The organism is Bradyrhizobium sp. WBOS07 (assembly GCF_024585165.1).
GTDB lineage: Bacteria > Pseudomonadota > Alphaproteobacteria > Rhizobiales > Xanthobacteraceae > Bradyrhizobium > Bradyrhizobium japonicum_B.
On record NZ_CP029008.1, the window covers coordinates 1381494 to 1400107 of the forward strand.

The window sequence follows — 18614 nt, forward strand, 5'->3', positions numbered from 1 at the left end:
AGAGGCAAAACTGTTCGTGATGAGGCCTGCGTGATGACGACGATCGCCCCGGATGCGCGCATGGCCGATGTGCTGCGGACCTATCCGCCCCGCACCGCCGTCGTCAGCTGGATCTTCTTCGATTGGGCCGCGCAGCCCTATTTCACGTTGATCACGACCTTCGTGTTCGCGCCCTATTTTGCCACCAGCATTGCGCCGAATCCCGCCGCCGGCCAGTCGCTATGGGCGTTTGCGATGGCTTCGGCGGGCCTTGCAATCGCGCTGTTGTCGCCGGTGCTGGGAGCCATCGCCGACGCCGCGGGCCGCAGGAAGCCATGGATTGCGGGATTCGGGACGGTGCTGGTGCTGGCATCGTGCACGCTGTGGATCGGCAGGCCTGGCGATGCCGCCGTCATTCCGTTGCTGCTCACCGCGGTTGCACTCGCCAGCGTCGGTGCCGAGTTCGCCACCGTCTTCAACAATGCGATGATGCCGACCCTGGTGCCGCCGGAGCGGATCGGCCGGCTCTCCGGCACCGGCTGGGCGACCGGCTATGTCGGCGGCATCGTCAGCCTGATCATCGTGCTCGGCCTCCTCGCCGCCAATCCCGAGACCGGCCGCACGCTGCTCGGCCTCACGCCATTGTTCGGGCTCGATCCCGTGACGCATCAGGGCGACCGGGCCGCCGGGCCGCTGACCGGGCTGTGGTTCATCATCTTCGTGACGCCGATGTTCCTGTTCACGCCGGACTATCCGGCCAAGCGCCCACTGCGCGAGGCGCTGCGCGAGGGCCTGTCGGAGCTCAGGCAATCGATCAAGCATCTGCCGAAGCAGAAGTCGCTCGCGGCATTCCTGCTCGCCAACATGATCTACACCGACGGTCTGGTGTCGCTGTTCGCCTTCGGCGGCATCTATGCCGCGGGCACGTTCGGCTGGCACACGATCCAGATCGGCACGTTCGGCATTATGCTTGCGATCGCCGGCGCATTCGGCGCATGGTTCGGCGGCAAACTGGATGATCGTCTAGGGCCGAAGCGAGTCATTGCCGGCAGCCTGCTGCTTCTCTTGCTGTCCGTGGCGGCGATCCTGCTGGTCGACAAGGATAACGTGTTGTTCGTGAAGGTCGCGCCACCGCAGCCGGGCGCGGGCTTGTTCTCGAGCGCCGCCGAGCGCGCCTATCTCGTGCTGGGCTGCTTCATCGGCGCGGCCGGCGGTCCGCTCCAGGCCGCCTCCCGCACGCTGCTGATCCACCTCGCACCGAAAGACCGCATCGCGCAGTATTTTGGCCTGTTCGCACTGACCGGAAAGGTGACGTCCTTCATCGGACCGCTCCTGATCGGCATGATCACGGCGGTGACCGCGAGCCAGAAGGCCGGCATGGCCGTGCTGGTGGTGTTCTTCGTCGCAGGGTTGGGATTGTTGATGCGGGTGCGGGATTAGTCGCACGACGCGCTCTACTTTCGTCATAGCGAGGAGCGAAGCGACGAAGCAATCCAGACTGCCTCTGCGGAAAGGTTCTGGATTGCTTCGCTACGCTCGCAATGACGGCCCTGACGGGATCGTCGACGTTCTTGCTAGCGGCTCAGTGCCTGAAGTGCCGCGTGCCCGTGAACACCATGGCAATGCCGTGCTCGTCGGCGGCCTTGATCACCTCGTCGTCACGCATCGAGCCGCCGGGCTGCACCACGGCGGTGGCGCCGGCCTCGATGCAGGCGAGCATGCCGTCGGCGAACGGGAAGAAGGCATCCGAGGCCACCACCGAGCCCTTGGTGAGCGGCTCGGCGAGCTTCAGCTCGGTCGCCGCGTCCTGCGCCTTGCGCGCTGCGATACGGGCTGAATCCACCCGGCTCATCTGCCCTGCGCCGATGCCCACGGTGGCGAGATCCCTGGCGTAGATGATGGTGTTGGACTTGACGTGCTTGGCGACACGGAACGCGAATTTGAGGTCGCTCATCTCGGCCTCGGTCGGCGCCCGCTTGGTCACGACCTTGAACGTCATGTCGTCGACCACGGCATTGTCGCGGCTCTGCACGAGGAGGCCGCCGGCCACCGTCTTGGCGGTGAGGCCCGGCGCACGGGGGTCGGGCAGGCTGCCGGCGAGCAGCAGGCGCAGATTTTTCTTGCCGCCGATGATGGCGATCGCTTCCTCGGTGGCGTCGGGCGCGATGATCACCTCGGTGAAGATTTTCGTGATCTCGCGCGCGGTGTCGGCGTCGAGCGCGCGGTTCATCGCGATGATGCCGCCGAAGGCCGAGGTGGAATCGCAGGCCAGCGCCCTGCGATAAGCCTCGACTAGGTTCGATCCTTCGGCGACGCCGCAGGGATTGGCGTGCTTGACGATGACGCAGGCCGCGGTGCGCTTGGCGTCGAACTCGCCGATGCATTCATAGGCCGCATCGGTGTCGTTGATGTTGTTGTAGGAGAGCTCCTTGCCCTGGAGCTGCCGCGCGGTCGAGACGCCCGGGCGCTTGTCCGGCGTCGCATAGAACGCTGCGGTCTGGTGCGGGTTCTCGCCATAGCGCAACGACTGGATCAACCTGCCGCCGAAGGCGCGGAAGTCGGGTGCGTCGATCTCGAGCTGCCGGTTGAACCAGTTCGAGATCGCGGCGTCATAGGCCGCGGTGCGCGCATAGGCCTTTGCCGCAAGCCGCCGGCGCAGCTTCAGCGTGGTCGCGCCGTTGTTGGCGGCGAGCTCGTCGAGCACGGCTTTGTAGTCATCGGCCTCGACCACGACGGCGACGTCGTCGTGGTTCTTGGCGGCGGCGCGGATCATGGCGGGGCCGCCGATGTCGATGTTCTCGATGCAATCCTCGAAGCCGGCGCCTTTCTCGACAGTCGCTTCGAACGGATAGAGGTTGACGACGAGCAGGTCGATCGGCGCGATGCCGTGGGCCTTCATCGCCTCCGCATGCTCCTTGTTGTCGCGGATCGCGAGCAGGCCGCCATGCACCTTCGGATGCAGCGTCTTGACGCGGCCGTCCATCATTTCGGGGAAGCCGGTCAGGTCGGAGACGTCCTTCACCTTGAGACCGGCCGCGGCGATCGCTTTCGCGGTGCCGCCGGTCGAGACCAGCTCGACATCATGCGCGACCAGCGCCTTGGCGAACTCGATCAGGCCGGACTTGTCGGAGACGGAGAGAAGAGCACGGGTGACGCGGCGGGGACGGTCAGTCATGAGCAAGATCCTCTGTCTTAAGGAGTGTCTATGCCCAGGCGCGCGGCTTCTATGGCCCGCGCTTCCCGATGGTGCTCCATCCCAGGTCGCCAGTCGCGCGAGCGAGGGCTCGATAGCAGTTTTCGGCCGTTTTCACAACGACCGGATCTGACTGAATCGCACGTCTACAGCGGTAGTTCCGGCTCTCGCCGCGCATTTCTCCGGGCGTTGGTGACCGCCGGCGATGCGGTGGAACGCACAAAGCTCCAGCGGATCGAGGGCGCCTGCCGGGCATCCTGCCGGATCACGATCTGCGCGGTGCGGCGGGGGCCGTCATTGCCGGCCAGGAACACGCTGTCCTCGAGATCGACCTTGTCGTCCAACGCTTCAAAGGTCCAGACGTCGCGGTTCGGCAGCACCAGCATGACGCCGCGGGCGTCCGACAGCCGACTGGCCTTCACGGCCGGATGCAGATGGAAGCGCAGCGCGAAATCGGCATCCGCGCCCTTGAAGCGTCCGCCCTGCGGCGGCGACAGCGTGTCCTCGCCGTCGATGCGCGCACCGTCATTGGCGATCATCAGCACGCGGCGGTGGATCGCGCCGAACTTGGCGAGGTAACCGTCATGCGACGTCGTCAGCAGCGTGCCGTTCTGCACGATCTCGCGATAGCTCTCGACCTCGACGGGTCCGCTGGTGACGGGTGAGCCGTGCAGCAGCCGCTTCATCGCCGACATCTCGACGAATTGGCAGGACGAGGTGTCGTGGTAGGTCAGGGTGGAATGGGCCGCGGTGCCGCGTGCGAACGGTCGCCAATTGTCGCGCCCCGTGGTCGGCATGCCGCAATTGGTGACGATGCGGCTGATGCCGGAGGACAGCTCGAACGACAGGCAGCCGGCATGGGCGTCGTGACTGACGCTGGCCGGCGGCGGCGGGCCGGTGTCGATGATCACAGTGGTCTGGCCGGCATCGAGGCGCTGAAAGCCGGTATGCGGCATGTTGGCCATCGGCGCGCCGTGAGTGTCGTCATAGGCGAGCAGCGTGGCGAGCAGGTCCGAAGATGTCGCGCTCATGCCGTTGAACAGCGCGAAATTGCCGTCGCCGTGCCGGAAGAAGCGCAGCATCGGCATCATGCGGTCGATCGCATTCAGCAGCGCCGGAGGCGGTGCGATGTTGCGCGCGGCAAAGGTCTGCCGCAGCGGCAAGAGGTCGATCAGGAGCTCGATCAGCGCGCCCGGATTGCGGGAGATGTGGCCGCCATCGGGCAGGATCTGCCGCTGCAACTCGTCCGACAGCTTCTTCGATGCGCTGCGGATGTGACGCGTCTGGTTGGCAAGGCACAGCGCCGCATAACACAGCGCGATCAGCACCTGGAGCTTCGGCACTCCGTCCGGAATGTCGACCATGGTGTAGCGCAGGAACCGGATCTCGCGGGCGAGTGCGCGCAAGTAACGGCGGTAGAATTTGTTGTCGGTCTCGCTCAGCACCAACGGTGCCTGCGACAGCAGCGAGATCACGCGCCTCGCCAGCACGTCGGCGCGCCGCGCGACCGGGCGGCGCTTGTTGGCGGGGTTGGCGATCCAGTCTTCGATCAGAGCGCGCGCATTCGCCCGTGTCAGCGCGGTGTCGGCGGCGCGCAGATGGCGCAGCCAGCCGAAGCCGAGCAGCGCAACCTCCCAGTCCTCCGACGGCGGCTCGAGATCGAAGATCGAGCGGCCGTGGCAATTGACGATCTTGCCGGCGAAGACGAAGCGGCCGGCATAGATCTCGGCGGCGCGGGTCGCATCCGCGGTGCGCAGATCGTGCGGCGCGATGATCAGCCGGTCGGTGCGGCTGGGCCAGACCCGCGACAGCGCAACCGAACCGCCGCTCGCGCGCGCAAGCATGTTCCGCGCGAAGCGGTTCATGACCAGCGTCGAGATATGTCTGCGTTGAGCGACCGACACGCCGTGCCTTGAAGGGGGAGAGAATTAGCGACGAATCCCTATTAATCCCAAAATCGCTCGTCTGACACCACCTTGAACGGCGCGAATCAGCGCCGGTCGCAAAATCCAGTGCAAAATCAGGATTTAACCAGCCGGGCCGCGAAAAATCCGTCGAGCCCGCCGAGCTTGGGATCGGCATGCGGCAGATGGCAGGGCAGGGTGCGCAGATCGCCCTCCGGGTTGAGGATTTCGTCGAGGCCCGCGACCTCCGCCGCCGCGATGGGGACGCGGCGAAGCGCCGGCTCGGCCGCCAGCAGCGTCGCCACGGCCTGCTCGCCTTCTTCGGGTTCCAGCGAGCAGGTGCAGTAGATCAGCGTACCGCCCGGCTTGAGCAGCGACACCGATTTTCGTAGCAGCCGTTGCTGGAGCGCGGTCAGGGGCGCGATGTCGGATTCCTGCCGCAGCCAGGCCACGTCGGGATGGCGGCGGATCGTGCCGGTCGAGGTGCAGGGCGCATCGATCAGGACACCGTCGAAGCCCTCGGCCCGGCCGGCCCATTCCACGGCGTCGGCGACGACGGTCTCGGCCTGGAGCGACAGCCGCGCCAGGTTTTCGCGCAGTCGTGCCACCCGGGCCGGCGAGCGGTCGATCGCCGTGACCTGCGCACCGGCCAGCGCCAGTTGCGCGGTCTTGCCTCCGGGGGCGGCGCAGAGATCTGCAATGGACTTGCCATTGACGTCGCCGAACAGCCGGGCCGGCAGTGCGGCGGCGGCGTCCTGCACCCACCATTGTCCCTCGGTGAAGCCGGGCAGCATCGTCACCGAGCCGTGCAGCAGCATCCGCACCGTCCCGGTCGGCAGCATCTCGCCGTGCAGGCGGCTCGCCCATTGCGCGGGATCGGACTTCACGGTGAGATCGAGCGAGGGCTCGTGGCCGAGCGCCAGCGCCATGTCTCGTGCGGTGGCTTCGCCATAATGTGCGCTCCAACGCGCGAGCAGCCATGGCGGAAGGTCGAGCGATTGCGTGGCGACCTCCTCGACCAGCGCCTTGCCCTCGCGCGCGCAGCGACGCAGCACGGCATTGACGAGGCCGGCATAGCGCGCGGCACGGCGGTCGGATTGCACCAGGCGAACGGAGAGGTCGACGGCGGCGTGATCCGGCACGTCCATCCAGAGGATTTGCGCCGCGCCGATCAGCAGCGCGCTCTGCGCGCGCGGCGCGTCGGAAGGAATGCCTTTGTCGAGCAGGCGCGACAGCACGTGGCCGAGCGTGCCGAGCCGGCGCAGCACGGTGGCAACCAGGCGCCGCATCAACGCTCGGTCGCGATCGGCCAGCGACTTCAGTCCGGGATGGGCACCGCTACCGTCGAGCTGGTCGTCGAGCGTGCGGCGCTTGTGCAGCACGCCGTCGACGATGTCGGCGGCAATCCGACGTGCCGCAAGGCCTGGCACTTCGGGCGGAGGAGCAAAACGTTGAGATGGCATGCGGAAGCAAGGTTCTGAGCGAGCGGCAGTTCCGCCGCAATGGGCGCATGCCTTGAGAAGGCGATCTCTGGCACGCGAATATGCCAAATGTAAGAATCGCTTCCGGCTTTTTCAGCCCTTTCGGGCCTGATTTCAGGAATGCGTTATTGCACGTCGCATTGCGGCCCGTCCTGCGCTAGAAGACCGGACGATGAGTGACCAGCCTCCCGTTCCCGATCGCAAGCCGCTCACGCCGGCAGCCCAGCGCGCGCTGGCCGAAGCCGAGGCGCGCCGGCAGGCTGCTGCCGCGGAAGCCGGCAGCGAGGCCAAGACCACGGCCAAGGCGAAGGAGCTGCAGGGACCGAAGGGTCCCGAGCCGACCCGCTACGGCGATTGGGAACGCAAGGGCATCGCCTCCGACTTCTGAGCCTCTTGCTTGACCTTTCCCGCAAGCGGAGAGGGAGCGCACCTCCTTCGTGGCTGCATCAGATGCAGGGCCGGTCGTTACAGGTAGTTGCGTTCTCGCAAGTAACCGATGATGCGCTCGCAAGCCGCGTCGGCCGACAGCTCCGAACTATCGATGATGATCTCCGGCGCCTGCGGCGCCTCGTAAGGCTGGTCGATGCCGGTGAACGCCGGTATCTCGCCTGCCCGTGCCTTGCGATAGAGCCCCTTGGGATCGCGACGTTCGCATTCGGCGAGCGGGGTCGCGACATGGATCTCGATGAATTCGCCCGCCTCGACCCGCTGGCGCGCCAGCTCGCGCTCGCTTCGGAACGGCGAGATCAGCGCGACTAGCGCGATCATGCCGGCGTCGACGAACAGCGCGGCGATCTCCCCGGCGCGCCGGACGTTCTCGGCCCGGTCCGCGCTGGAGAAGCCGAGGTCGCCGTTGATGCCGTGGCGAAGATTGTCGCCGTCGAGCAGCGCGGCGTGGCGGCCGAGCTCGGCGAGCCTGCGGTCGACGAGATCTGCGATCGTCGATTTGCCGGCGCCGCTCAGCCCCGTGAACCAGAGCACGCATGGCCGTTGCTGCTTCAGCCGCGCGCGCACCGATTTGTCGACGGCAAGCCGCTGCCAACGAACGTTGGTAGCGCGGCGGAGCGAATGCTCGATCATTCCCGCTGCGGCCGTGCGGTGGCTGATCGGGTCGACCAGAATGAAGCTGCCCATGTCGCGGTCGTCGCGATAGGCCTCAAACGCCAATGGACGGTCGAGGTTGAGATCGACGAAGCCGATCTCGTTGGCATCGAGCGTCGCGGCGCTCTCCTGGGCCATGGTGTCGATGGCGATGCGATGCTTGAGCGTCGTGACCGCCGCACCGGTCGAGGCCGTGCCGCATTTGAGCACATAGCGCCGGCCCGCGACCATGGGTTCGTCGTCGAACCAGACGAGGTGGGCGGCCAATTGATCCGAGAGCTGCGGCGCGGGACCGGCCGTTAGCACGTCGCCGCGGCTGACGTCGATCTCGTCGGCAAATGTGAGCGTGATCGATTCGCCCGCCGCCGCGCGATCGCGTTCGCCGCCGGGGGTGAGAATGCGCGCGACCCGGGTTTGACGACCCGAGGGCTGCACCGCGACGGTCTCGCCGGTCGCAATCGTTCCGCTGGCGATCCGGCCGCAGAAGCCGCGAAACTCCGCGTTCGGCCGGTTGACCCATTGCACCGGCAGCCGGAACGGCCGCTGCGAGGCGTCGCCGGACACGTCGACCGATTCCAGATAGGCCGTGACGGTCGGCCCGGCGTACCAGGGCATCCGCGCGCTCGGGGCGACGATGTTGTCGCCTTCGGGCGCCACCACCGGAATGCACTGGACCTGCGATATCCCGAGCTGCCCGGCCATGGTCAGGTATTCGGCAGTGATGGCCGCAAAGCGATCTCCGTCGAATCCGATCAGGTCCATCTTGTTCACGGCGAGCACGACGTGACGGATACCCAGCAGCGACAGGATGTGGCTATGGCGCCGCGTCTGCGTGATCACGCCCTTGCGGGCGTCGACCAGCACCACGGCGAGCTCGGCGTTGGAGGCGCCCGTCGCCATGTTGCGCGTATATTGCGCATGCCCTGGCGTGTCGGCGACGATGAAGCGGCGCAGCCTGGTGGCAAAGAAGCGGTAGGCGACGTCGATGGTGATGCCCTGCTCGCGTTCCGCCTGCAAGCCGTCGACCAGCAGCGCGAAATCGAGATCGCCGCCGGTGGTGCCGACAGTCTTGCTCTCGGACGCCAGCGCGTCGAGCTGGTCGTCGAGCAGCGTCTTGGAATCGTAGAGCAGGCGGCCGACCAGCGTGCTCTTGCCGTCGTCGACGCTGCCGCAAGTGACGAAACGCAACGTCGGACGGTCGTCCTGGTTCAGCCGCGGCGCACCGGAAGCGGCGATCGTGGGGGCTTCGTGATAGGACATCAGAAGTAGCCTTCCGCTTTCTTGCGCTCCATCGATGCCGGACTGTCCCGGTCGATCATGCGTCCCTGCCGTTCGGAGGTGCGCGAGGCCGTCATCTCCCGCACGATCTCGGGCAGGGTTGCCGCCGTCGAGATCGTGGCACCGCTGAGCGGATAGCAGCCCAGGGTCCGGAATCTGACCGAGCGCCATTGCGGCTGTTCACCCGCATGCAGCGGCAGCCGTTCGTCGTCCACCATGATCAACGCGCCGTCGCGCTCGACCACCGGGCGCGAGGCCGCCAGATAGAGTGGAACGATCGGGATGTCCTCGAGCAGGATGTAGTCCCAGACGTCGAGCTCGGTCCAGTTCGACAGCGGAAACACCCGCATGCTCTCGCCGGGCGCGAGCATCGTGTTGTACAGGCTCCACAGCTCGGGCCGCTGGTTCTTCGGATCCCAGCGATGCGCCGCGCTCCGGTGCGAGAACACGCGCTCCTTGGCACGCGACTTCTCCTCGTCGCGCCGCGCGCCCCCGATCGCGGCGTCGAAGCCGTGACATTCGAGCGCCTGCCGCAACGCCTGCGTCTTCATAACGTCGGTGTAGCGGGCCGAGCCGTGGGTGAAGGGGTCGATGCCCTCGCGCAATCCATCGTTGTTGGTATGGACGATCAGATCGAGGCCGAGCTCGTGTGCGCGGCGGTCGCGAAATGCGATCATCTCGCGGAACTTCCAGGTGGTGTCGACATGCAGCAGCGGAAACGGCGGCTTGCCGGGATGAAACGCCTTCATCGCCAGATGCAGCAGCACCGAGGAATCCTTGCCGATCGAGTAGAGCATGACCGGCTTGCGGAACTCGGCTGCCGTCTCCCGCAGGATGTGGATGCTTTCCGCCTCCAGGCGCCGGAGATGGCTGGCGACGTGAAGCTGCTTGCCGCCTGCACCTTCACGGAGGGTGGGATCGGCGATGGTGGGAATGTCCAGCATGACGATCACGCGGCCGCAGCAAACCAGTCGCCGAACAGACGTTGCGACAGCGTCGCATTCAGGCCGAGGTCGCGAACGCAGGCTGCGACCGAGGCGCGATAGGCATCGTTGACACCACAGCGCTCCAGAACCTCGCGTTGCGCTTGGCTCAGAGAGGCGGTGGCGCGGCGCTGGTAGCGATAGGCACTGTCGGAGGTGTGCAGATTGGGCACCTTGTAGATGGTCGCTTCGCTCGGGTAGATCACGCGCGCATTGTTCGCTTGCGCCTCTCCCGGTTCCCGCCAGGACGTCACGGCATTCTCGTTGAAGCTGCCCGAAAGGCCGATCCGGTCGAACAGCACGCGGATCGACGACACGGCCTCCTTGCTCACCTCGTAGACGTAGTGAGTGACGGCAACGTCGTGTCGCTGGGCGTAGCTGGCGAGCTGAGCCGCGCTGAGCGCGGCGACGACATAGTGCCGCAGCAGTACATCTGCAGGCGCGCGCGAGATCAGCTTGTCGAGCCACGACGCCAGTGAACTCGCCGGCTCGCGGTCGAGCATGATGAGATGCAGCCGGTGCGGCGGATAGCCCGCGTCGATCAATAACTTGAGCGGATTGAACAGGCTCTCGGCGAGCACGTAGGGTCCGATCGTTTCCTTGCTAAAAATACGCGGCTCGTCGTTTGCCGACGGCACGATCCACGGCGCCGGCCTCTTGCCGACGAGCGCATCGCGCAGCATGGCCTTCAACGGCTGATAGTAGGACGGCATCCCCGTCATGCCGAACAGATTGCTCAGGGCCGTCGATCCGACGCGCGCCTTGCCGCATGCAAAGTAAAGCATGGGAAAATCCTGCGGTGGACGATGCTTGAAGCCGCCGGCCAGGCACTCCGTCACCTCGCGCATCAGCGTTTCGAGCGCGACGGTCCTGGTTTGGAATCCGTCCACCGGCGAAAGCAGCGTGGTTTCGAGCGAGGGATGTTGCTGACGAACGAGATCGGCGATTCGCTCGAGCGAATCGGGGGACGATGCGTCGATGTTCATGGTGGGGGACTCGCTGAACAAGTTCCGCAAGCAAGTTGCTTACGCTTCCATGTTCAACCTATCGTTGCCGATGGCGCCGGTCAAACCCGGGTAATCCCGGGGGTTGTGAACGTCCGGCGAGCACGGCAATTGTGCTCGCCGCGTCGTTGCCGACCTATGCGGCGCGCACGGTGTCGAGGAACTTCTCGACCTCGGTCTTCAGGAGACCGCTCTCGCGCGACAGCGAGCGCGCCGACGCCAACACCTGTCCCGATGCCGCGCCGGTCGCGCTGGCGCCCTGGCTGACGTGGGCGATCTTGTCCGCGACTTCGACCGTTCCCTTGGCCGCTTCGCTGACATTTCGCGCAATCTCGGCCGTCGCTGCGCTCTGCTGTTCGATCGTTGCGGCAATGGTCGTCGAGATGTCGGAGATGCGGCCGATGGTCGTCCCGATTTCCTTGATCGCTCCGACGGAGTCCTCCGTTGCCGATTGCATGCCGGCGATCTGTGAGCTGATCTCCTCGGTCGCACGCGCGGTTTGCGCCGCGAGCGCCTTGACCTCGCTCGCCACGACCGCGAAGCCGCGGCCGGATTCGCCGGCGCGGGCGGCCTCGATCGTTGCGTTCAGCGCCAGGAGGTTGGTCTGCTCGGCGATGGCCGTAATCAGTTTGACGACGTCGCCGATGCGGCCCGCCGCCTTGAGCAGCTCGTTGATCCGGGCATCGGTGCGCTCGGCCTGCTTGACCGCATCGCCGGCGATGCGGCTGGAATCGTGCACCTGGCGGCCGATCTCGACGACCGACGTGCTCATTTCCTCGGCCGCGGACGCCACGGCTCCGACATTGGTGGAGGCTTCCTCCGAGGCAGCGGCGACCATTCCGGAGAGCTGCTGAGTCTGTTCGGCCGTGCCCGACAATGTGCCGGCCGCGGCTTCGAGCTGCTGGGAGGCGGTCGACACCGAGTCGATGATGCCGCCGACCGCAGTTTCGAACGCATTGGCGAGCCGGGCCATCTCCTGTTTGCGCTGGGCGGCGGCTGCGGCTTCCTGGTTCTTCTGCTCGGCTTCCATCTGCTCGATGCGAATCAGATTTTCCTTGAAGGTCTGTGCTGCGCGGGCGTTGTCGCCGACCTCGTCGCCGCGGCTCGTGTAGGGAATTTCGACCGCCTTGTTGCCTCCGGCGAGTTGCAGGAGCACATCGCCGATGCGCCGGATCGGGCGGGCGACGTTCAAGACGGAAAAGACCGCGGAGCCGATCAGCGTCAGGACGACGAAGAGGCCGACGATCAAGGCGAAGTTCGCGACCCGGTCCAGTTCGGTCAGCATCTCGCCCTTGCGGCGCGCGGCGAATTCGTTGGCGACGCCGACGAGATCGTCGATCCGCTTGCTGACCTCCTGGGCTGCCGGCCGCATGTGCTCGGTGAGAACGCTTGCCCTGGCCGACTCGGCTGCAAGCTTGGCACCGCCTGCAGGGGCGGCAATGACGGCCTTTTGCGCCGCCGCCAGCTCGACGCCGCTGGCCAGATACGCATCGACGAATTTCTTGGTCTCGCGATAGGCGTCCTGCGTGACCTTCCGGGTCGCCCGCTCCATCGCGGCGTGGATCTCCGTGCCGGCTTCGCCCGCCCGGGTGCGGAGAAGCTCGAGGAGCCTGTCCGCCTCGCCGGGTGAGGATGCCGTGCCGAGTTCGAGAGCGGCGAGCTGCGCCCGTGCCATCGCCGTCTGCGCCGCCTGCGCGTTGCCCTTGTTGAGATAGTTGATCGTGACGAGGCGATTGGATTCCGCAATCGAGCGGTTGCCGAGCATCTGATTGGCCAGCATGCCGCCGACCAACACGACGCTCACGCCCGTGACGATGCCGAGCTTTGTTCCAATGCGAAACCTGAATGACCCCACGGCAGTCTCCCCTCGATTTGTCGTATAACAGCTATTCGCAACCAATGATTGAGAATTTGAAAAGATTCGCGGCCGTCCAGTAGAACTACGGCTGACATGCTTCGAAGCGGAAATTTCGTGCAGGCTCGCAGCGGATCCGGTTCCGCCGGGTGCGCGCTCGCGCTTGTGAGTTCCCCCGACTCAGGCCTAGCGTGAGTTGATGCGTTTCCAGGACCGCCCCCATTCCCGTCGGCCGCAGTACAGCGGCTCGCCGTTCGGCCGCCGCTTCACCGGCCTACTGCCCTGGATGTTCGTGGTGGGTATCGCGCTGGCCGTCGTGCTCACATTTCGTCATGGAACGCATTGGCTCGTTCCCGATGCCGATCGTACCGGAGATGCCGAGATCGTTCTTCAGCAGACCGGCCACGCGGATGTGCGTCCCGTCGAATTCATCCGTGCCGTCGACGGCGATACTTTTCTCGCGCGTGTTCGTCTGCGCGAGGGACGCGATCACGTCGTGCGCATTCGGCTGCGCGGCATCGATGCGCCCGAACTGAAGGCATCCTGCCAGGAGGAGCTCAACAAGGCCGAAGCCGCGGCCCGTGCCTTGCGCGATCTGCTCGGCCAGGGCGGCGTGACCATCACCAATCTCGGTCCCGACAAATATGGCCGCGTGCTCGCCGACGTCGCGACGCGGCGGACCGCGAACGTTTCCGCGGCGTTGCTCGCCGGCGGCTTCGCGCGCAGCTACAACGGCGGCCATCGCGACGGCTGGTGCGCACGCGGCTGGCGATTCTGGTAACAAAAAAGCCGCGTCCAAAGACGCGGCTCGTTGTTGTCGCGGCCGATCGCGGGATCAGCGCGTCACGACCACCGTCGTGCCGACGGAGACGCGGCTGTAGAGATCGGTGATGTCGTCGTTGAGCATGCGGATGCAGCCATAGGAGACGAAGCCGCCGATCGAGCCCGGCACGTTGGTGCCGTGGATGGCGTATTCGCCGCCGGCCAGCGTCATCGCCGCGACGCCCATCGGGTTGCGCGGCGAGCCGCCGGGAATCATGTCGGGAATGTTGGGCTTGTCGCGCTTGACCTCGGCCGGCGGCGCCCAGGCCGGGTTGCGATACTTGCCGTCGATGCGAGTGGTGCCGGCCCATTGCTTGCCGGACTTGCCGACGCCAACCGGATAGCGCACGGCGTGGCCGTTATCGAGAATGAGATAGAGTTTGCGCTCGCTGGTTTTGACCACGATCGTGCCCGGCGAATAGTCCGCGAGGTGCGTGCCCACCATTTCCGGCCGCGCTTCTGCCGCCGTCGACATCAAGACCCCAGCTCCGATGGTGGCGGCCAGCGCCACCGCAATCCTCATCGACATCGATCTCCCCCTTGCCACAACCGGATCATCCAAAATGACGCAGAACCTGCAATCGCCGCCGCGCCAAGTCCTCGTGAGGGGACATTATTAACCGCGCCCGTTAACCGGATGGTTTCCACGCGCGGCCACCGAAGGCCGGCCAGCAGGGGGAACAAAGGAAATGTTCGAAATAAAGTAAATGACCTGAAAACAACACTCGGCCGGAAACATACCGGCCCTCCGCCGCGCACGCTGACAAGCGCGTGAGGCTGTGAACGGCTGTTGTTGCGGGAGCGTCGCGCCGAGGGGCCGTATCGTGTCCCGGACGCGCTGCAGCGTGCAACGCTGCTGCGCAGAGCCGGGACCCAGTTCTTTCTTTCCACGGATAGATGAGCCCCGGCTCGGCAGCGCACCACTTGCGTGCTGCGCTGCGCCCGGGGCACGGGCTTGCCTTATGCCGGCTTCCGGTTCTGCCGGTTCTTGACGAGGTCGTCGACCACGGCGGGATCGGCCAGGGTCGAGGTGTCGCCCAGGCTGCCCGGCTCGTCCTCGGCGATCTTGCGCAGGATGCGGCGCATGATCTTGCCGGAGCGGGTCTTGGGCAGGCCCGGCGCGAACTGGATCTGGTCGGGCGAGGCGATCGGGCCGATCTCCTTGCGCACCCAGGTGACGAGCTCCTTGCGCAGATCCTCGGTCGGCTCGATGCCGGCCATCAGGGTGACATAGGCGTAGATGCCCTGGCCCTTGATGTCGTGCGGGAAGCCGACCACCGCGGCCTCCGAGACCTTCTCATGCGCCACCAGCGCGCTCTCGACTTCCGCGGTGCCCATGCGATGGCCGGAGACGTTGATGACATCGTCGACGCGACCGGTGATCCAGTAATAGCCATCGGCATCGCGGCGGCAGCCGTCGCCGGTGAAGTACTTGCCCTTGTAGGTCGAGAAATAGGTCTGCTCGAAGCGGGCATGGTCGCCGTAGACCGTGCGCATCTGGCCCGGCCACGAGCGGGTGAGGCAGAGATTGCCCGATGTTTCGCCCTCCAGCACCTTGCCGTCGGCATCGACGATCTCCGGCACCACGCCGAAGAACGGCTGCGTCGCCGAGCCCGGCTTGAGCTTGGTCGCGCCCGGCAGCGGCGTGATCAGGATGCCGCCGGTCTCGGTCTGCCACCAGGTGTCGACGATCGGGCAGCGGTCGTCGCCGACGACGCGGTGATACCATTCCCAGGCTTCCGGATTGATCGGCTCGCCGACCGAGCCGAGCAGGCGCAGGCTCGCGCGCGAGGTCTTCTTCACCGGCTCGTCGCCCGACTGCATCAGCGCGCGGATCGCGGTCGGCGCGGTGTAGAAGATGTTGACCTTGTGCTTGTCGATGACGTTCCAGAATCTGGAATTATCCGGGTAATTCGGCACGCCTTCGAACATCAGCGTGGTCGCGCCGTTCGCGAGCGGCCCGTAGAGGATGTAGCTGTGGCCGGTGACCCAGCCGACGTCCGCGGTGCACCAGTAGATGTCGCCGTCGTGATAGTCGAAGACGTATTGATGCGTCATCGAGGCGAACACGAGATAGCCGGCGGAGGTGTGCAGCACACCCTTGGGCTGGCCGGTCGAGCCCGACGTATAGAGGATGAACAGCGGGTCCTCGGCGTGCATGTGCTCGACCGGGCATTCCGTCGTCACCATGGCCGCCGCCTCGTGATACCAGAGGTCGCGCGTCGGATTCATGTCGATCTTGCCGCCGGTGCGCTTGACCACGACGACCCAGTCGACGCCGTCGGCCTTGGCGAGCGCCGCATCGACATTGGCCTTCAGCGGCACTTTCTTGCCGCCGCGCAGGCCTTCGTCCGCGGTGATGATGACCTTGGATTTGCAGTCGTTGATGCGCTGGGCGAGGCTGTCCGGCGAGAAACCCGCGAACACCACGGAGTGGATCGCGCCGATGCGCGCGCAGGCGAGCATCGCGTAGGCCGCTTCCGGAATCATCGGCAGGTAGATGGTGACGCGATCACCTTTCCCGACATTGCGGGTGCGCAGGATGTTGGCCATCCGGCAGACCTCGTCGTGCAGCTCCTGGTAGGTGATGTGCTTGGACTGCGAGGGATCGTCGCCTTCCCAGATGATCGCGGTCTGGTTGCCGCGCTTGGCGAGATGCCGGTCGATGCAATTGTAGGCGACGTTGAGGATGCCGTCCTCGAACCACTTGATCGAGATGTTACCGGGTGCGAACGAGACGTTCTCGATCTTCGTCGGTGCGTGCATCCAGTCGATGCGCTTGGCCTGCTCCGCCCAGAAACCGTTCGGGTCCGAGATCGAGCGGGCATACATCTCCTTGTACTTGGCCTGGTCGACCCAGGCGCGCTTTGCCCACTCCGCAGGGACGTCGTAGATCTTCTCGGACATGCTTTCCCTCCACATACGGCAGGCCGAACGCTAGCGACTGGCGAGCCGACTTGATCATTGACTGATTATGCGTCGGGCTAACCGGACCCGACAAGGAGCACAAGCTGTACCTTCGGCGGGCTGCCCGCCATGCGGAGGATCAAGCCCGCTTGCGGTGGCTGTCGCAGATTTGAAACAGGCCCCACGGGCGGCGTTGAGGCTTTTGATCCGATCCTCAGGAATGGGCCGGTGCAGAGCGCCCATGCGACGCAGCCGGTATTTGGCAACCTCCTGTCACCGATTCGGGACTCGCAATGCGGTTCGGAACACCCTAAATGGCCAACCCGGGTCCAAAGAGACCCTTGGGAACAAAAATCAGAATTGCGGCATTGACCGATAACAGACAGGGCTAAGGCATAAGACTATGATGGATCAGCAGAATCTCGGGACGATACGGCCCGCTTCAGCCGATCCTGCGGCCATTGCGCTGGCCAAGGCCCTCGGACAATGGCCCAAATCGGCCCCTTTCAGGCGTCCCAGCCCTAAAAAGACCTTTGACGCGGCGCCGGCGACGGTCGAAGCGCTTGCCAAGGAACTCGGCCTGCGGCTTGGCGACCAGAACGAGCTGACCATTCGCCGCATCAGGCGCGGCAAGGGCTATTCCTTCGTCCGCCCCAACGGCGCCCACATCCGCGACGCCCGCACCATCCGCCGGCTGCATGCCATGGCGGTGCCGCCGGCCTATCGCGAGGTGCGCTACTCGGCCGATCCGAGCTCGCATCTTCAGGCCGTGGGCCGCGATGCCGCGGGCCGGCTGCAATATCGCTATCACGCCGATTGGGAGAAGGTCCGCGAGCATCGCAAGGCGCATCGCCTGGAAAAGCTCGTCGGCGCGCTGCCCAAGATCCGGCGCAAGGTCTCGGCGTTCCTGTCGGGCGACGAGCCGACGCGTGAATTCGCGCTCTCGGCCGTGATCGAGCTGATCGCGCGCACCGCGATCCGCCCCGGCAACGAATCCTACGCCCGCCTCAACGGCACCCGCGGCGCCACCACGCTGCTGAAGTCCAACGTCACGCTGGAAGACGATTGCTTCGTGCTGACCTTCAAGGCGAAGGGCGGCAAGGCGGTGCGCAAGGAATGCGACGCGGCCAAGCTGGTCCGCGCCATCCGCATCTTGCAGGGCGTCCCCGGCAAGCGGATGTTCCAGTATCGCGACGCCAACGGCATCGTGCGCGCGGTCAGCACCACGCAGGTGAATGCGTTCCTGCGCGAGATCGCCGGCATCAAGATCTCGCTCAAGGATTTTCGCACGCTGATGGCCTCCGCCGTGGTCGTGGAATCCTTGTCACGCATCACGCCGGCGACCAGCCAGCGCGGCCGCAACAAGCAGGTGCTGGACGCGATCCGCGCTGCCGCCGACAAGCTCTCCAACACGCCGGCGATCTGCCGCAAGAGCTACGTCCACGACACCATCGTCACCGCCTTCGAGGAGGGCATCCTCGAACGCTTTGCCGCGACCATGAAGGGCCAGCGCTCCCAGGCGCGGCGCGAGCAGTTGCTGGCGCAAGTGGTCGCCACCGCGGCGGTGTAACGCCGGTGCCGTAGGGTGGGCAAAGCGAAGCGTGCCCACCATTTCTAACTAATATCGAGAGAATTCGTGGGCACGGCGTGGAGTGCGCCTTTGCCCATCCTACGAGAGCTATACCGCAGCGACTAGAGCCCGCCCATCTTGCAGACGAGCTTCCACTCCTCCGCCGTCACCGGCTGCACCGAAAGCCGCGAATATTTCACCAGCGCCATATCGGCGAGCTTCTTCTCGGCCTTGATCGCAGCCATCGTCACCGGATTCTTCAAGGGCTTGTCGGCCTTGATGTCGACGCAAACGAACTTGCCGGTCTTGTCGGTCGGATCGGGATAGGCCTCCTTGATGACCTCCGCGATGCCGACGATCTCCTTGCCCTCGTTCGAATGATAATAGAACGCCTTGTCGCCCTTCTTCATGGCGACGAGGTTCTGGCGCGCGGTGTAATTGCGCACGCCGGTCCAGGCCTCGCCCTTGGCGCCCTTCGCCACCTGCTGGTCCCAGGACCACACCGACGGTTCGGATTTCACCAGCCAGTACGCCATG

Annotated in this window: 14 protein-coding genes and 1 riboswitch; of the genes, 4 read left to right on the forward strand and 10 right to left on the reverse strand. The window is 65.6% G+C overall.

All coding sequences use genetic code 11. The annotated features are described in order from the left end of the window. The first annotated feature begins 33 nt into the window (after window positions 1–33). Complete coding sequence (locus DCM79_RS06510; protein ID WP_257179154.1) at window positions 34–1419, forward strand: MFS transporter; 1386 nt, start codon at window positions 34–36, stop codon at window positions 1417–1419. A 142-nt stretch (window positions 1420–1561) separates the two neighbouring features. On the opposite strand, the gene purH is transcribed toward DCM79_RS06510, so the two are convergent. From purH to DCM79_RS06525, 3 genes are all read right to left on the reverse strand, one after another. Next, window positions 1562–3154, reverse strand: a complete 1593-nt coding sequence (gene purH / locus DCM79_RS06515) for a bifunctional phosphoribosylaminoimidazolecarboxamide formyltransferase/IMP cyclohydrolase (protein ID WP_257179155.1) — start codon at window positions 3152–3154, stop codon at window positions 1562–1564. A 25-nt stretch (window positions 3155–3179) separates the two neighbouring features. Beyond that, window positions 3180–3261, reverse strand: a riboswitch (ZMP/ZTP riboswitch). A gap of 57 nt (window positions 3262–3318) precedes the next feature. Next, complete coding sequence (locus DCM79_RS06520) at window positions 3319–5037, reverse strand: heparinase II/III family protein (protein WP_257179157.1); 1719 nt, start codon at window positions 5035–5037, stop codon at window positions 3319–3321. 155 nt (window positions 5038–5192) lie between these two features. After that, window positions 5193–6539, reverse strand: coding sequence for an RsmB/NOP family class I SAM-dependent RNA methyltransferase (locus DCM79_RS06525; RefSeq protein ID WP_257179158.1), 1347 nt, complete (start codon window positions 6537–6539; stop codon window positions 5193–5195). 190 nt (window positions 6540–6729) lie between these two features. Here DCM79_RS06525 and DCM79_RS06530 point away from each other — a divergent pair, with 190 nt between their 5' ends. Beyond that, window positions 6730–6945: a DUF1674 domain-containing protein gene (locus DCM79_RS06530; RefSeq protein WP_257179159.1), complete on the forward strand. Its 216-nt coding sequence runs from the start codon at window positions 6730–6732 to the stop codon at window positions 6943–6945. A gap of 77 nt (window positions 6946–7022) precedes the next feature. On the opposite strand, the gene cysN is transcribed toward DCM79_RS06530, so the two are convergent. From cysN to DCM79_RS06550, 4 genes are all read right to left on the reverse strand, one after another. Continuing rightward, window positions 7023–8918, reverse strand: a complete 1896-nt coding sequence (cysN, locus tag DCM79_RS06535; RefSeq protein WP_257179160.1) for a sulfate adenylyltransferase subunit CysN — start codon at window positions 8916–8918, stop codon at window positions 7023–7025. Further along, window positions 8918–9880 carry a sulfate adenylyltransferase subunit CysD gene (cysD, locus tag DCM79_RS06540; protein WP_257179161.1) on the reverse strand — a complete coding sequence of 321 codons (963 nt, stop codon included), beginning with the start codon at window positions 9878–9880 and terminating at the stop codon, window positions 8918–8920. Before cysD ends, cysN begins: the two co-directional genes overlap by 1 nt. Window positions 9881–9885: 5 nt before the next feature. After that, window positions 9886–10905, reverse strand: coding sequence for a sulfotransferase family protein (locus DCM79_RS06545; protein WP_257179162.1), 1020 nt, complete (start codon window positions 10903–10905; stop codon window positions 9886–9888). A gap of 154 nt (window positions 10906–11059) precedes the next feature. Further along, window positions 11060–12778 carry a methyl-accepting chemotaxis protein gene (locus DCM79_RS06550; protein ID WP_257179163.1) on the reverse strand — a complete coding sequence of 573 codons (1719 nt, stop codon included), beginning with the start codon at window positions 12776–12778 and terminating at the stop codon, window positions 11060–11062. A 199-nt stretch (window positions 12779–12977) separates the two neighbouring features. Here DCM79_RS06550 and DCM79_RS06555 point away from each other — a divergent pair, with 199 nt between their 5' ends. Further along, window positions 12978–13559: a thermonuclease family protein gene (locus DCM79_RS06555; protein WP_257179164.1), complete on the forward strand. Its 582-nt coding sequence runs from the start codon at window positions 12978–12980 to the stop codon at window positions 13557–13559. 54 nt (window positions 13560–13613) lie between these two features. Here DCM79_RS06555 and DCM79_RS06560 read toward each other — a convergent pair whose 3' ends face one another. Continuing rightward, window positions 13614–14129 (reverse strand): L,D-transpeptidase, encoded by a 516-nt coding sequence (locus DCM79_RS06560; protein ID WP_257179165.1) that lies wholly within the window; start codon window positions 14127–14129, stop codon window positions 13614–13616. 431 nt (window positions 14130–14560) lie between these two features. Continuing rightward, window positions 14561–16507 carry an acetate--CoA ligase gene (gene acs / locus DCM79_RS06565; RefSeq protein WP_257179166.1) on the reverse strand — a complete coding sequence of 649 codons (1947 nt, stop codon included), beginning with the start codon at window positions 16505–16507 and terminating at the stop codon, window positions 14561–14563. 403 nt (window positions 16508–16910) lie between these two features. Between acs and DCM79_RS06570 the strand changes: the two genes are divergently transcribed. After that, the gene (locus DCM79_RS06570) at window positions 16911–18077 is read left to right on the forward strand and encodes a DNA topoisomerase IB (RefSeq protein ID WP_257179167.1); all 1167 of its coding nucleotides are present in this window, start codon (window positions 16911–16913) and stop codon (window positions 18075–18077) included. 122 nt (window positions 18078–18199) lie between these two features. Here DCM79_RS06570 and DCM79_RS06575 read toward each other — a convergent pair whose 3' ends face one another. Then, window positions 18200–18613 carry an EVE domain-containing protein gene (locus DCM79_RS06575; RefSeq protein ID WP_257179168.1) on the reverse strand — a complete coding sequence of 138 codons (414 nt, stop codon included), beginning with the start codon at window positions 18611–18613 and terminating at the stop codon, window positions 18200–18202. Window position 18614: the final 1 nt, after the last annotated feature.

Excerpts from the sequence above, each read along its gene's own strand:
- DCM79_RS06510 (WP_257179154.1), top strand. The coding sequence starts at position 34 with ATGACGACGATCGCCCCGGATGCGCGCATGGCCGATGTGCTGCGGACC.
- purH (WP_257179155.1), bottom strand. The coding sequence starts at position 3,154 with ATGACTGACCGTCCCCGCCGCGTCACCCGTGCTCTTCTCTCCGTCTCC.
- DCM79_RS06520 (WP_257179157.1), bottom strand. The coding sequence starts at position 5,037 with ATGAACCGCTTCGCGCGGAACATGCTTGCGCGCGCGAGCGGCGGTTCG.
- DCM79_RS06525 (WP_257179158.1), bottom strand. The coding sequence starts at position 6,539 with ATGCCATCTCAACGTTTTGCTCCTCCGCCCGAAGTGCCAGGCCTTGCG.
- DCM79_RS06530 (WP_257179159.1), top strand. The coding sequence starts at position 6,730 with ATGAGTGACCAGCCTCCCGTTCCCGATCGCAAGCCGCTCACGCCGGCA.
- cysN (WP_257179160.1), bottom strand. The coding sequence starts at position 8,918 with ATGTCCTATCACGAAGCCCCCACGATCGCCGCTTCCGGTGCGCCGCGG.
- cysD (WP_257179161.1), bottom strand. The coding sequence starts at position 9,880 with ATGCTGGACATTCCCACCATCGCCGATCCCACCCTCCGTGAAGGTGCA.
- DCM79_RS06545 (WP_257179162.1), bottom strand. The coding sequence starts at position 10,905 with ATGAACATCGACGCATCGTCCCCCGATTCGCTCGAGCGAATCGCCGAT.
- DCM79_RS06555 (WP_257179164.1), top strand. The coding sequence starts at position 12,978 with ATGCGTTTCCAGGACCGCCCCCATTCCCGTCGGCCGCAGTACAGCGGC.
- DCM79_RS06560 (WP_257179165.1), bottom strand. The coding sequence starts at position 14,129 with ATGTCGATGAGGATTGCGGTGGCGCTGGCCGCCACCATCGGAGCTGGG.
- acs (WP_257179166.1), bottom strand. The coding sequence starts at position 16,507 with ATGTCCGAGAAGATCTACGACGTCCCTGCGGAGTGGGCAAAGCGCGCC.
- DCM79_RS06570 (WP_257179167.1), top strand. The coding sequence starts at position 16,911 with ATGATGGATCAGCAGAATCTCGGGACGATACGGCCCGCTTCAGCCGAT.
- DCM79_RS06575 (WP_257179168.1), bottom strand. The coding sequence starts at position 18,613 with ATGGCGTACTGGCTGGTGAAATCCGAACCGTCGGTGTGGTCCTGGGAC.